Origin of the sequence: Nonomuraea sp. NPDC050643, assembly GCF_040654715.1 — a bacterium.
In the GTDB taxonomy this organism is placed as follows: domain Bacteria; phylum Actinomycetota; class Actinomycetes; order Streptosporangiales; family Streptosporangiaceae; genus Nonomuraea.
Window position 1 is genome coordinate 117,836 of record NZ_JBFAIM010000008.1, and the last position, 13,368, is coordinate 131,203.

Here is a 13,368-nt window from a genome sequence, read left to right on the forward strand (position 1 = left end):
CGAACGATACTCACTTCTCCCAGCCCTCGGGAACAGGGAAGATGTCGCCGGGCTCCAGGTTCTCACCCTTGACCACCTCGGACACCGTCACCAGGTGGAAGCCCTTGTTCTTCAGCGTCTTGATGAGCGAGGGCATGCCGTCCACGGTCTGCTTCACCCAGTCGTGCATGAGGATGATGCCGTTCGGCTTGGCCACGGCCAGGGTCTGCTTCTGGATGGCCTCGACGTTCTTGGTGCTCCAGTCCTGCGAACCGGCGGTCCACAGGATCATCGGCATCCCGAACTCGGCGGCGATGTCGGAGACCTGCAGGTCCGCCATTCCGTACGGCGGGCGCAGCAGCTTGGGCTCGACCCCAGCCGCCTTCTTCACCGCGTCCTGGGTCTTCTGGATCTCGCTCTTGATCGTCGCCGCCTCGCTCTTGGTGAAGTCGGGGTGGCTGTAGCTGTGGTTGCCGAGCTCGTGGCCCTCGGTGGCCATGCGCTTGACGAAGGAGGGACGGCTCTTCACGTATTGGCCTTCGAGGAAGAACGTCGCCTTGGCGTCGTACTTCTTCAACGTGTCGAGCAGCGTGCCCGCGTATTTGCCGGGTCCGTCGTCAAAGGTCAGCGCGATGCACTTGACCTGCTCGCAGTCGACGGGCGCCTTCTTCGGCGCCTGGGCGAACGCGGGTGCCGGGGCAAGGGTGAGGCAAACAGCCGCGATGGCAAGGAGTGAACTGACTTGTCGGGACATAGCTAATGCTTCCAGTGTGATGGGCGTTGCGAGGGATGTCCCGACGGTAGCGGATCAGCTCTCCGCAGGTGAAGGCGCTTCGGGAAGTCTCAGCAAACCCGAACCTCCGATGCCCACCGCGACGGCGACGACGGCCGCGGCCACGGAGAAGGCGTACGCGCTGCTCGCTCCGTACGTCTCGGTGAGCCGGCCGCCCACCGCCGCGCCGGCCGCCACGCCGAACCCGATGGCGGTCGAGATCCACGCCATACCCTCGGTGAGCAGGGACGGCGGCACCAGCCGCTCGGTCAGCGAGAAGCCCGTGATGAGCGTCGGCGAGATGGCGAACCCGGCCAGGAACAGCGCTCCCGCCATGATCCACGGGTCGGTGATGAACATGATCGGCACCAGCCCGACCACGAACAGGGCCAGTGCGCGCACGAACCGCGTCCGCAGCGGGATCCGCCAGTTGCGCGACCCGAACCAGAGCCCCGACACCATCGACCCGCCCGCGAACGAGGCCAGCAGGAACCCGGAGGCGCCCTTCACCCCGTGCTCGTCGGCGAACGCCACCGTGATCAGGTCGACGGACCCGAAGATCGTGCCCATCGCCAGGAAGACGCCGGCCAGCAGCGCGACGCCGGGGATGAGGATGGGCGTGCCCGCCGACGACCTGACCTGCTGGACGGGCGGCTGGGTACGCCGCAGCGAGGCCAGCACCAGGCACCCGAACAGCATGCAGACCAGGGCCACGATCAGCCCCGCGTACGGGTTCACGGCCGTCGCCAGCACCGTGACCAGCGCCGGCCCGGTGACGAAGACGATCTCGTCGGCCACGGACTCGAACGCGAAGGCGGCGTGCAGCCTGCCGGAGCCGCCGTAGAGGGCCGACCAGCGGGCCCGCACCATCGAGCCGATCGACAGCGAGGTGGCGCCCACGACGAGACCCGAGGCGTACAGGGTCCACTCGGGCAGCCCCGAACCGGCGAGCAGCATGAGGCCCGCCAGCGCCAGCGCGTTGACGACGGCGAACGGCGCGATCACCCGCCCCTGCCCGAACCTGTCGGCGAGCCGGCCCGACACGGGGGCGGCCAGGGCGAAGGCGACGTTGGAGGTGGCGGCGACCGCGCCGGCGGTGGCGTAGTTGTCGGTGAGCGTGGAGATGAGCAGGATCACCCCGATGCCCATCATGGACATCGGCATCCGGCCGATCAGACCGGCCAGTACGAACGCTTTGACTCCGGGCCTTTCGAACAACCCCCGGTAAGGCCCGACCACGCTGTTTCCCCCTTACTCAAGCAGCTAACCATTGCGCACCGTATGTCCGGATGGCAAGTGCTTTATCGCCGCCGTGAGTTAACGTGTCCCGAGTGTCCGGTCTTCCCTCGTTCCGTGCGGTCATGCTCATGGTCATCGCCGTGCTCACGGTCACGGTCGCGGCCGGCGGGCTCGTCGTGATCTTGGGCGATGACCTGGTCGAAACCGCGCATGAGCCCGTACGCAGGCAGCAGCGCCCGCAGCAGTCGCCCGCCCCGCGCCTCGACCAGATCGTGCCCACGGCCGAACCGGTCAAGGACTTCGGCGAGGGCGGCCCCGGGGTCACCGCGACGCCGCCGCGCGTGCTGGCGGTCGCCGCGGGCGCCGTGCCCAAGCAGACCAGGTTCCGCCTCGGCGAGCTCAAGCACGTGCAGAAGGTGGCCGTGGTGGACGCGGGCGCGGTCAAGGTGTCGGGCACCGGGCTGAACCTGCTGGCCGTGGACCCGGCCGACTTCCGCTCCTGGACCCCGCAGCCGGTCGCCGACCAGCCCGCCGTGTGGAGCGCGCTGGCCAGGGGCGAACTGGTCGCCGACGCCGCGACGATGCGCAGATTCGGGATGATCCTGGGCGCGGTGTACCAGGTGGACGGCGGCCCCAGGCTGCGCGTCGCGGCCTCGGCCTCGCTCGGGCTCAAGGGCGTGGACGGGCTGGTGAGCGCGGACCTCGGCAGGTCGCTGGGCTTCGCCCCCGGGGTCGCGGTGCTCCTGCACGGCAAGCCGGGCAAGATCAGCGAGTCGGGGGTGCGCAGGCTGCTCGGCAAGAAGGCCCAGGTCGTCATGCTCGACGCGGCCGCGCGCGCGGCGAAGCGGCAGCAGCCCCAGCAGCCGCAGCAACAGCCGCAGCAGGTCAACGTCGGCCGGCCGGGCAGCTACCTCGAGCTGTACAAGGCCGCCGCCACCCGCTGCCCCGGGCTGTCCTGGACGGTGCTGGCCGCGATCGGGCAGGTGGAGAGCAGCCACGGGCGCAACAACGGGCCCTCCAGCGCGGGCGCGCTCGGGCCCATGCAGTTCATGCCCGCCACCTGGAAGCACTACGGCGTGGACGGCGACGGGGACGGCAAGAAGGACATCTGGAGCCCGTACGACGCGGTGCCCGGCGCGGCCAACTACCTGTGCGCCAACAAGGCCGGGCAGGGCGGCGAGAGGCTGCGCAAGGCGATCTGGTTCTACAACCACTCGTGGGACTACGTGAACAAGGTCATGGGCATCGCCCAGGCGTACGCGAAGACGTACGCCTGAGATCGTACGCCTGAGCCTTTACGCCTGAGGCCGCCGGCGCGGAGGCGGGCAGCACGTGAGCGCGCAGGGCACGGGCTCGGGCTCCTCCATCAGCTCACGCACCAGCTCCACGAACCGCGGGTGCGTGCCCGCCGTCGCCGCCCGCTCCAGGGGCAGGCCCAGCTCGGCCGCCATGGCCCTGGCCTCGGTGTCGAGGTCGTAGACGACCTCCATGTGGTCGGAGACGAACCCGATCGGCACCAGCACGACGGCCGGGGCCTCGATCTTGCGCAGGTGGTCGCAGACGTCGGGCTCCAGCCACGGCACCTGCGGCGGCCCGCTGCGCGACTGCCACACCAGGTCCCACGGCTCGCTCCGGCCCAGCGCCCGGCTGACCAGCTCCGCGCTCCTGCGGAGCTGCGCCTCGTAGAGCCCGCCGGACGGGCCCGCCGTCTCGGCCATGGAGACCGGGATGCTGTGGGCGGTGAACACCAGCCGCGCGTCGTCGCGGCCGAGCCGCTCGAGCGCCGCCCGGGTGTGGTCGGCCATCGCGGCCACGAAACCGGGGTGGTCGCCGTAGTGCCGCAGCTTGACCAGCTCGGGGCCGTCCTCGACGGAGATCCTGGCGATGTCCTCGTAGTATTGGCGGCAGCTCGAGTAGCCCGCGAACGCCGAGGTGGCGAACACGGCCGCCTTTTCGACCCCGTCGGCCCGCATCTGGCGCACGGTGTCCTCGCCGAACGGGTGCCAGTTGCGGTTGCCCCAGTAGACCGGCACGCCGGCCACGGGACGCAGCGCCTCGACCAGGTCGCGGTTCTGCCGGTTGATCGGGCTGACCCCGCCGAAGCTCTGGTAGTGCTCGGCCACCTCGAGCAGCCGCTCACGCGGCACACCACGGCCACGCACGACGTTCTCCAGGAACGGCAGCACGTCGTCCGGGCCCTCCGGCCCGCCGAACGACAGGACCAGCAAGGCGTCGTAGTTTCCCACGTGACCACCTTATTCAGGGATGCTGATGGTCCCGTCCGCGAGGTAGGTTCGATCGAGTGAGCGCATTCAACGACATACGTGACTATGTGTCCATCGCCCGGGTTCTCTCGCTGCGGCTCTCGCCCGACGGGGCCAGGCTGATCTCGACGGTCCAGTCCCTCAACCCCGACGGCAAGTCGTTCGGCACCGCGCTCTGGGCGATCCCCGTGGACGGCGAGCCGTACCGGCTGACCAGGTCGGCCAAGGGCGAGTCCGCCGCGGTCTTCACCGCCGCCGGCGACGTGCTGTTCACCTCCGCCCGCCCCGATCCGACCGTCAAGGACTCCACCGACGAGATCCCCTCGCTGTGGCTGCTGCCCCGCGCGGGCGGCGAGGCCCGCCAGGTGGCCACCCGCCCCGGTGGCATCGGCGGCGTGCGCACCGCGGGCGACGTGGTCGTGTTCGTCTCCGACGTGCTCGACGGCGAGGAGGCCGCGGAGGAGGACAAGCGCAAGGCCCGCAAGGACGCCGGGATCAGCGCCATCCTGCACGAGGGCTACCCGGTGCGCTACTGGGACCACGACCTCGGCCCCGGCCGCCCGCGCCTGTTCGCGGCCAGGCTCGGCGCCGACCGCCTCGAGGACGTGCGCGACCTGACGCCCGACGCGGGTGACGCGCTGCGCGAGGGCGGGTTCGAGCTGTCCCCCGACGGCGGCACCGTGATCGCCACGTGGCGCACCTACCTGCCGAAGGGCGAGTCCCGTACCGACCTGGTGGCCATCGACGTGGCCACCGGCGAGCGCCGGGTGGTGCTCAGCGAGGAGGGCTACGACTTCGGCGGCCCGATGGCGGTCTCGCCCGACGGCGTCAGGATCGCCTGCGCGCGCGAGCGGGTGACCGGGCTCGACGTCTCGGCGCGCAGCGAGCTGTGGATCGCCGACCTGGCCACCGGCCAGGGCCGCGCGTACGCCCCCGACCTGTTCCCCGCGGACCTCGACTGGGCCCCCGACTCCTCGGCCGTCTACCTCGTGGCCGACCACCAGGGCCGCCGCCCGGTCTTCCGCGTCCCGCTGGACGGGGACGTGGCCCGGCTCACCGGGGACGACGCCGCGTACGCCGGGGTCAGCCCGTCCCCCGACGGCCGCTTCGTCTACGCCCTGCGCAGCGCCGTCGACCTCGCGCCCGGCCCGGCCCGGATCGACGTGGCCGGCGGCGAGATCACCGACCTGCCCTCGCCCGCGCCCCGCCCCGAGGTGCCCGGCACGCTCACCGAGATCTCCGCCACCGCCGACGACGGCGCCACCGTCCGCGGCTGGCTCGCGCTGCCGGAGGGCGCCTCCGCCGACAATCCCGTGCCGTTCGTGGTGTTCATCCACGGCGGCCCGATCGCCTCCTCCAACGACTGGCAGTGGCGCTGGCAGTGCTGGATCATGGCCGCGCACGGCTACGCCGTCCTCATGCCCGACCCCTGCATGTCCACCGGTTACGGCCAGGAGATGATCGACCGCGGCTGGGGCGACTGGGGCCCGCGCACCCAGGCCGACCTCGACGCGATCGTGGACGTCGCGCTGGCCAGGGACGACATCGACGAGGAGCGCATCGCCGCGATGGGCGGCTCGTTCGGCGGCTACATGGCCAACTGGCTCGCCGGTCACACCGACCGCTACAAGGCCATCGTCACCCACGCCTCACTCTGGAACCTCGACCAGTTCGCCGGCACCACCGACGCCTCCATGTACTGGCAGCGCGAGTTCGGCGAGCCCGGCGGCGAGCGCTACTCCCTGCTGTCCCCGCACCAATCGCTCGACAAGATCACCACTCCGCTGCTCGTCATCCACGGCGACAAGGACTACCGCGTGCCGATCGGCGAGGCCCTGCGGCTGTGGTGGGACCTGCGGCGCACCGAGGTGGAGTCGAAGTTCCTGTACTTCCCCGACGAGAACCACTGGATCCTCAAGCCCGGCAACGCCGTCGCCTGGTACGAGACCGTCCTCGCCTTCCTGGCCCAGCACGTGCTCGGCCAGGACTGGAAGCGCCCGGACTCGGTGGCCTGATGCCGGACTTCCTGCGGCTGGCCGACGACATCGCCCGCGAGGCGGGGGACATGCTCCTCGCCAAGCGGCCCACGATGTCGGAGGAGGTCGAGACCAAGTCCAGCCCCACCGACGTGGTCACCACGCTCGACAAGGCGTCGGAGGAGCTCATCCGCGAGCGGATCCTGGCCGCCAGGCCCGGCGACCGGATCCTCGGGGAAGAGGGAGGGGAGGAGCCGGGCGAGTCGGACGTACGCTGGATCGTCGATCCGATCGACGGCACCGTCAACTTCCTCTACGGGCTCCCCGACTGGGCGGTGTCGATCGCCGTCGAGGTGAACGGCCGGATCGTGGCCGGGGCCGTCAACGTGCCGGCCCGGGGCGAGGTCTACACCGCGGCGCTGGGCGAGGGCGCCTGGCTCGGTGCCCAGCCGCTGCGCTGCAACACCGGCGTGCCGCTGGCGCAGGCGCTCGTGTCGACCGGTTTCGGCTACTCGGCGGTCAGGCGCGCCGTCCAGGGCCAGGTCGTGGCCGCGGTGCTGCCGCGGGTGCGCGACATCAGGCGAGGCGGCTCGTGCGCCGTGGACATGTGCTCGCTCGCGGCGGGCCGGGTGGACGCCTACTACGAGCGCGGCGTCAACCAGTGGGACTTCGCCGCGGCGGGCCTCGTGGCCACCGAGTCGGGGGCCAGGCTCGGCGGGCTGCACGGCAGGCCGGTCAGCCCGGAGTTCGCGCTGTGCGCGGCTCCCGGCCTGTACGAGGAACTGCACGACCTGCTGGCCGGGCTGAACCCCGAACGCGACGCCTGACCGGAGCCTTGATCACGGCCCGATCGGAAGTTGATCGGCGGCCGGGAGGTGCCGAAACGGCCGGAGCCCTCGCTCCGGCCGTTTCGCATGACTAGCGGGGCAACGGGATGCCGTGATCGTCGGCCAGGCGGCGCAGGTCCTCGATCTCGGCGGTGAGGGTGTCGGCGAGGTAGTCGTCGCCGACGCTACGGGCCTCCCGAAGGCCCTTATAAGCCTGGTCGAGGCGGTGTTCGATCGTGGTCGTGAACTCGCCCATCTCACCTACTCTCTAGGGGTTCGATTCGTGCGGGGGCGAAGTTTCCCCATCGGCGGATGAAGTCCGGGCAATGGGTGTCCCGCAGGCATACCCCGGCTTGTCGCCCTCCGAAACATGAATTTCGCGGAGCTCTCCCTGGCCCAGGGGGTCACCAACCCCTGAACATGCCTTACCGTGCGCTTATCGGGGCTATGGACAGAATGAGTGACCAGAATCGGAGAGAGGTGTACCGGCGTGCGAGTGCTGGTGGTAGAGGATGAGCGGGTGCTCGCCGACGCGATCGCGACCGGGTTGCGGCGCGAGGCCATGGCGGTCGACGTCGCCTACGACGGTGGCGGCGCCCTCGAGCGGACCTCCTACATCGACTACGACGTGATCGTGCTCGACCGTGACCTTCCGGTCGTGCACGGCGACGAGGTGTGCCGCCGGCTGGTGGAGCAGCGGACCGCCTCGCGCATCCTCATGCTGACCGCGTCGGGCGACGTGGACGACAAGGTGGAGGGCCTCGGCCTGGGCGCCGACGACTACCTGGCCAAGCCGTTCGTGTTCATCGAGCTGGTCGCCAGGGTGCGGGCCCTCGGCCGCCGCTCCGCTCCCGCCCTGCCGCCCGTGCTCGAGCGGGGCGGCATCCGGCTCGACCCGGGCAAGCGGCTGGTGGAGCGCGACGGCAAGGAGATCGTGCTGACCAAGAAGGAGTTCGCGGTGCTCGAGGAGCTGATGCGCGCCGAAGGCGCCGTCGTCAGCCAGGAGGACCTGCTGGACAAGGCGTGGGACGAGAACATCGATCCCTTCACGAACGTGGTCAGGGTGACCATGATGACGCTGCGGAAGAAGCTGGGCGAGCCTCAGGTGATCGAGACTGTGCCCGGGGTTGGGTACAAATTGTGACGGAACGGTCAGACCGCGAGGCGGGCCCCACGCATCCGATGATCAGCCCGCACTCGTCCAGGAAGGCGACGCGCGTGCAGGAACCTCCTCCGCCCATCGGGCCGCCCGCCTGGGACGGTCCGCCGCCCCTGGGGCCGGCGCCGGTGCAACGCAGGGCAATGGAGCGGGTAAGGGACCTTCCCGGAAAGGTCAGCATCCGGTGGCGGCTCACGCTCACCTACGGAGGCATGGTCTTCGCGGCGGCGGCCGTGCTGCTGTTCTCGATGTACTCCATCGTGGGCAACGCGATCGTCGACGTCTGGCCGGAGCTCAGGACGCGGGGCATCGACCCGATCGACACGACGGTCATGCTGGCGCAGTGGGAAGAGGCCAAGAACACCACCGTCGTCAAGGCGCGTGACGTGCTCCTGCAGAACGCCTTCCTCGCCCTGCTGGGCGTCGGCATCCTGGCGCTGATCATCGGCTATTTCGTGGCCGACCGGGCGCTGCGGCCCGTCGCCCAGATGACCACCACGGCCCGCAAGCTGTCGGAGAGCACGCTGGCCCACCAGCGCATCGCCCTGGAGGGCCCCAACGACGAGCTGAAGGAGCTGGCCGACACCTTCGACGCCATGCTCACCCGGCTCAACATCGCCTTCGACACCCAGCGCAGGTTCGTGGCCAACGCCTCCCACGAGTTGCGCACCCCCCTCACCATCAACAGGACGGTCCTGGAGATCGCCTTGTCCGATCCCGAGGCGTCGGAGGATCTCAAAGCGCTCGGCCGTACCCTGCTCGAGGTCAACGCGCGTAACGAGAAGCTCATAGAAGGATTGCTGCTGCTCGCCAGGAGCGAACGCGAACTCGCCGTACGCAAACCGCTCGACGTTCAGGACGTCGCCCAGACCGCCGTGGAACAGGTCGCGCCGTTCGCGGAGGAGCACGGCGTAACGGTTACCACCGAACTGGTCAGCGCGCCTACCGTAGGCGATCCCGTGCTCCTGGAGCGCTCGGTGAGCAACCTGCTCGAGAACGCGGTCAAGTACAACATTCCCGAAAACGGAAAAGTCTGGATCCGGACGGGAATGGTGGACGGTGCCTTGGTTGTTCAGGTGGCCAACACGGGACAGCACGTCCCGGCGTACGAGGTGAACAGCCTGTTCGAGCCGTTCAGGAGGCTCCATGCGGATCGCGTGGAATCGGCCAAGGGAGCGGGGCTCGGGCTGTCCATCGTCCGTGCGGTGGTCCAGGCACACGGCGGAAATGTGTCCGCCGTGCCGCGTGATGGTGGAGGACTGGTCGTGACCATTAGGCTCCCGAGGCGCTGACCCGCGTGTTGCTTCGGCGTGTTCGTCCGCGTGTTGATGCACCGGGGGCGTCTCGTTCTTGCCGCACATGTGGTTGGATGTGCCGTCGAACACGGTGGTGCATGACGCCAAGGCTGTGGGTTTCGCCATATTTGGCTAACCATTGCCGTCGGCAGCAGGCCCTGACGTGTTGGGAGGTTCGTCGTCCGTTCCTCCGGGGTACCGATGGGAAATCTCCCCGACGGAACGGGCACAAGATGGGCTTCCCGGACGTTAGAAGACGCGCGATGAGCGCGAAGACATATAGATGAGGGGGATGGAGTAAGCACAATGGCTACCGACTACGACAGCCCGCGCAAGACAGATGACGACCTGGGGGAGGACAGCCTTCAGGAACTCCAGGCGCGGCGCACCGACAAGTCGTCTGGCAGCATCGACATCGATGAGACCGACCTGGCCGAGTCGCTCGAACTGCCCGGTGCGGACCTGTCGAACGAAGAGCTGTCCCTGCGGGTGATCCCCCGTCAGGCCGACGAGTTCACCTGCTCACGCTGCTTCCTGGTGCACCACCGCAGCCAACTGGCCTCTGAGAAGAACGGCCAGCAGGTCTGCCGGGAGTGCGCCGCCTAATTCCTGGAGCGAAAGAGCTCGGGGTGAGAGAGCGAGGAACGAACCCTGAGCGATCGCGACCATGAGACACGGAGGCATCGCGTGGCCGTACCAGAGAAAGACCGGCAACCAGGCAGTGAGATCGCCGACCCCGATCGTGAGGTCGGCGAACTCGTAGGCAGACTCACCGCGCCCGGTGAGCTCGAGCCGGCCGAGCGGCGCAGGCTGCTCGGCCGACTAGCCCAGGCACTGTCGGCGGGGGCCAAAAGGGCGCGGGCGACCGGCGCGGGCCGGGGACGCTGGCTGGCCGACGTCTTCCTCAACATCGCGCCGCGCATCCCGATCCGGGATCTGCACACCCTCGCCGAGCATCATCACGGCCTGACCGGCGAAGCGCTCGCCGACGATCTGGTGCGGACCGCCCAGAAGGCCACGATGACGGTCGGCGCGATCGGCGGAGCATTGGCCGCGGCCGAATTCGCCGCGCCACCCCTCCTGCTCTCCGCCCCCGCCCAGCTCGTCGCCGAGACCATCGTCGTCGCCGCCATCGAGGTCAAGCTGCTGGCCGAACTGCACGAGGTCTACGGCGTACGCGTCCAGGGCTCCGGCACCCAGCGTGCCGTCGCCTTCACGGCCGCCTGGGCCAAGCAGCGCGGCATCGACCCCCTCACTCCCACCTCCGTGACGCTCGCGCTGGGCGCGGCCACCAAGACGGCACTCCGCAACCGTCTCCTGCGCACGCTCGGCCGCCACCTGACCACGCTCGGTCCCTTCCTGACCGGTGCGGTCGCGGGCGGCGCGCTCAACCGGATGGCGACGAAGAAGCTCGGCGAGGCCGTACGCAACGACCTGCGCGGCAAGCGGCCGCTGCCCCAGGGCGAGCGGCGCGAGACCGTCGAGCCCCGCCCGCGCGACGAGCTCGACCCCTAGGCGACCCTCAGCCCGCCGAAGGTCATCGTGAGCAGCGCGTCGGCCAGGTCGTCCGCCGACCCGCCGCGCGCCGGTTGGTACCACTCCGTGATCGAGTTCACCGAGCCGAACAGCAGCCGCGTGACCAGCGCGGGGTCGACGTCGGCCCGGATACCGCCCTCCGACACGGCCTCCTTGACCAGGTGACTGACGAACCTGTCGAACTCCCGCCGCCGCTCCAGCGCCGCCTGCTCGGTGCCGCTGTTGCCGCGCACCCGCAGCAGCAGCGTCACGTACGGCAGCCGCTCCACGAGGATCCGCACGCTCTGCCGCACGACCCATTCCAGCCGGTCGATGGCCGGGCCCGCCGAGGCGCGCTCGTCGGCGACCATCTCGAACAGCCCGTCCAGGGCCCGGTCCAGCGCCCGGGCAAGGAGCTGCTCCTTGCCCGGCACGTGGTAGTAGATGGCCGACTTGGTCACGCCGAGCGCCCTGGCCAGGTCTTCCATGCTCGTGCCGTCGTAGCCGCGCTCGTTGAAGACGCCCACGGCGATGGACAGCACGGACTCGGGATCGTGCCCGCGCCTGCGCCGCCGGGTGGGGATCGAGGCGGCCATGCCGTCAATCATCCCGCTCGTCGATGACGCGTTTGAGCTTGCCGACCGACCGTTCCAGGGTCTCCGGGTCCACCACCTCGACCTCCACGCTGACGCCGACGCCGTCCTTGACCGCCCTGCGCAGCGCCTCGCCCGCCTCCGGCCGGCCGCCGCCGTAACCGGGGCGCGCCTCGACCCTGACCGTCATCACGTCGAGCCGCTCCGGCCGGGTCAGGTGGAGCTGGAAGTGGGGTGACAGGCCCTCCGTGCGCAGCACGAGCTCCTCGATCTGGGTCGGGAACACGTTCACGCCCCGCAGGATGATCATGTCGTCGGTGCGGCCGGTCACCTTGACCATGCGGCGGAACGCCGGCCGCGCGGTGCCCGGCAGCAGCCTCGTCAGGTCGCGGGTGCGGTAGCGGATGACCGGCATGGCGTCCTTGGTGAGGCTGGTGAAGACCAGCTCGCCCTCGTCCGCGGGGGCCTCGGTGAGCGGGTCGACGGTCTCGGGGTAGAAGTGATCCTCCCAGACGTGCAGGCCGTCCTTGCTCTCGACGCACTCGTTCGCCACGCCGGGCCCCATCACCTCCGACAGGCCGTAGATGTCGACGGCGTGCAGGTCGAAGCGCTCCTCGATCTCCTGGCGCATGCGCTCGGTCCACGGCTCGGCGCCGAAGATCCCGACCCGCAGCGACGACGCCCGCGGGTCCAGGCCCTGCGCGGCGAACTCGTCCAGCAGCGCCAGCATGTACGACGGCGTCACCATGATGATGTCCGGCCGGAAGTCCGTGATCAGCCGCACCTGCCGGGGCGTCATGCCGCCCGACACCGGCACCACCGTGCAGCCCAGCCGCTCGGCCCCGTAGTGCGCGCCCAGGCCCCCGGTGAACAGGCCGTAGCCGTAGGCCACGTGCACGATGTCGCCGGGCCGCCCGCCGGAGGCGCGGATCGAGCGGGCCATCACCTCCGCCCAGACGTCGATGTCCTTCCTGGTGTAGCCCACCACCGTGGGCTGGCCGGTGGTGCCGCTGGAGGCGTGGATCCTGGCCACGCGCTCGCGCGGCACGGCGAACATGCCGAACGGGTAGGACTCGCGCAGGTCCTGCTTCGTGGTGAAGGGGAACTTCGCCAGGTCGCCGAGCTCCTTGCAGTCGCCCGGGTGCACGCCCGCGGCGTCGAACTTGCGCCGGTAGAGCGGGACGTTGTCGTAGGCGTGGCGCAGCGTCCACTGGAGCCGGTCGAGCTGGAGCGCCATGAGCTCGTCGCGGGAGGCCCGCTCGATCGGGTCGAGTTCCTGCGGCGCGGGGGGATGGCCGAGTCTCATCTCATCTCATTTCCCTGCTGCGGCCGCGGAACTCCGCGACCACCCGGCCGTCCGGCCGGCGTACGGTGACGTCGTAGATGCCGCTGCGGCCGTAGCGGGTCCGCTCGGACGCCTCGGCCACCAGCACGTCGCCCGCGCGGGCGGGGGCGACGAAGGTGACCTCCGCCCCGGCCGCCACCGTCACCGGCCCGTAGGTGTTGCACGCGCACGCGAACGCCGTGTCGGCCAGCAGGAACACGTAGCCGCCGTGACACAGGTCGTGGCCGTTGACCATCTGCTCGGTCACGGTCATCCGGCACACCGCCCGGCCCTCGCCCAGCTCTGTCAGCTCGATGCCCAGGGCGGCGGAGGCGGTGTCGGCGTCCATCATGCGACGCGCGCTCTCCAACGCAGGTCTCCCTTGTCAACTGACCGAATGTTCGGTAAACACATCACCATCCGGC

14 protein-coding genes are annotated in these 13,368 nt (G+C 70.0%); 7 read left to right on the plus strand and 7 right to left on the minus strand.

Features of this window, described 5'->3' with window-relative positions; translation table 11 throughout:
• Window positions 1-10 precede the first annotated feature (10 nt).
• Entirely contained in the window at window positions 11-733 is a 723-nt protein-coding gene (locus AB0I15_RS12765) for a polysaccharide deacetylase family protein (RefSeq protein WP_358093946.1), read from the minus strand.
• A 54-nt stretch (window positions 734-787) separates the two neighbouring features.
• The gene (locus AB0I15_RS12770; protein WP_358093949.1) at window positions 788-1,915 is read right to left on the minus strand and encodes an MFS transporter; all 1,128 of its coding nucleotides are present in this window, start codon (window positions 1,913-1,915) and stop codon (window positions 788-790) included.
• A gap of 167 nt (window positions 1,916-2,082) precedes the next feature.
• On the opposite strand from AB0I15_RS12770, the gene AB0I15_RS12775 reads away from it, so the two are divergent.
• A complete protein-coding gene (locus AB0I15_RS12775) occupies window positions 2,083-3,267 on the plus strand; it encodes a lytic transglycosylase domain-containing protein (RefSeq protein WP_358093952.1) in 1,185 nt (394 codons plus the stop codon).
• Between the two features lie 18 nt (window positions 3,268-3,285).
• Here AB0I15_RS12775 and AB0I15_RS12780 read toward each other — a convergent pair whose 3' ends face one another.
• Window positions 3,286-4,236 (minus strand): ferrochelatase, encoded by a 951-nt coding sequence (locus tag AB0I15_RS12780; protein WP_358093955.1) that lies wholly within the window; start codon window positions 4,234-4,236, stop codon window positions 3,286-3,288.
• Between the two features lie 56 nt (window positions 4,237-4,292).
• On the opposite strand from AB0I15_RS12780, the gene AB0I15_RS12785 reads away from it, so the two are divergent.
• The gene (locus AB0I15_RS12785; protein WP_358093958.1) at window positions 4,293-6,269 is read left to right on the plus strand and encodes a S9 family peptidase; all 1,977 of its coding nucleotides are present in this window, start codon (window positions 4,293-4,295) and stop codon (window positions 6,267-6,269) included.
• On the plus strand, window positions 6,269-7,057 hold the full coding sequence (locus tag AB0I15_RS12790) for an inositol monophosphatase family protein (RefSeq protein ID WP_358093961.1): 789 nt from the start codon (window positions 6,269-6,271) through the stop codon (window positions 7,055-7,057). The genes AB0I15_RS12785 and AB0I15_RS12790 overlap by 1 nt, the downstream gene beginning before the upstream one ends.
• A gap of 91 nt (window positions 7,058-7,148) precedes the next feature.
• Here AB0I15_RS12790 and AB0I15_RS12795 read toward each other — a convergent pair whose 3' ends face one another.
• Window positions 7,149-7,313 (minus strand): hypothetical protein, encoded by a 165-nt coding sequence (locus AB0I15_RS12795; protein ID WP_165974805.1) that lies wholly within the window; start codon window positions 7,311-7,313, stop codon window positions 7,149-7,151.
• Window positions 7,314-7,547: 234 nt separating this feature from the next.
• Between AB0I15_RS12795 and AB0I15_RS12800 the strand changes: the two genes are divergently transcribed.
• From AB0I15_RS12800 to AB0I15_RS12815, 4 genes are all read left to right on the plus strand, one after another.
• Complete coding sequence (locus tag AB0I15_RS12800; RefSeq protein ID WP_358093964.1) at window positions 7,548-8,201, plus strand: response regulator transcription factor; 654 nt, start codon at window positions 7,548-7,550, stop codon at window positions 8,199-8,201.
• A gap of 158 nt (window positions 8,202-8,359) precedes the next feature.
• Window positions 8,360-9,508: a HAMP domain-containing sensor histidine kinase gene (locus tag AB0I15_RS12805; RefSeq protein WP_358093967.1), complete on the plus strand. Its 1,149-nt coding sequence runs from the start codon at window positions 8,360-8,362 to the stop codon at window positions 9,506-9,508.
• Between the two features lie 309 nt (window positions 9,509-9,817).
• A complete protein-coding gene (locus AB0I15_RS12810; RefSeq protein WP_020542847.1) occupies window positions 9,818-10,117 on the plus strand; it encodes a DUF4193 domain-containing protein in 300 nt (99 codons plus the stop codon).
• Between the two features lie 81 nt (window positions 10,118-10,198).
• Window positions 10,199-11,026 carry a hypothetical protein gene (locus AB0I15_RS12815; protein ID WP_358093970.1) on the plus strand — a complete coding sequence of 276 codons (828 nt, stop codon included), beginning with the start codon at window positions 10,199-10,201 and terminating at the stop codon, window positions 11,024-11,026.
• Here the strand turns inward: AB0I15_RS12815 and AB0I15_RS12820 are convergent.
• From AB0I15_RS12820 to paaI, 3 genes are read right to left on the minus strand one after another with little or no spacing between them, the layout of a single operon-like run.
• The gene (locus AB0I15_RS12820; protein WP_358093973.1) at window positions 11,023-11,622 is read right to left on the minus strand and encodes a TetR/AcrR family transcriptional regulator; all 600 of its coding nucleotides are present in this window, start codon (window positions 11,620-11,622) and stop codon (window positions 11,023-11,025) included. The genes AB0I15_RS12815 and AB0I15_RS12820 overlap by 4 nt on opposite strands.
• A gap of 4 nt (window positions 11,623-11,626) precedes the next feature.
• On the minus strand, window positions 11,627-12,925 hold the full coding sequence (gene paaK / locus AB0I15_RS12825) for a phenylacetate--CoA ligase PaaK (RefSeq protein WP_358093976.1): 1,299 nt from the start codon (window positions 12,923-12,925) through the stop codon (window positions 11,627-11,629).
• A 1-nt stretch (window position 12,926) separates the two neighbouring features.
• On the minus strand, window positions 12,927-13,295 hold the full coding sequence (paaI, locus tag AB0I15_RS12830) for a hydroxyphenylacetyl-CoA thioesterase PaaI (RefSeq protein ID WP_358094394.1): 369 nt from the start codon (window positions 13,293-13,295) through the stop codon (window positions 12,927-12,929).
• Between the last annotated feature and the right edge of the window lie 73 nt (window positions 13,296-13,368).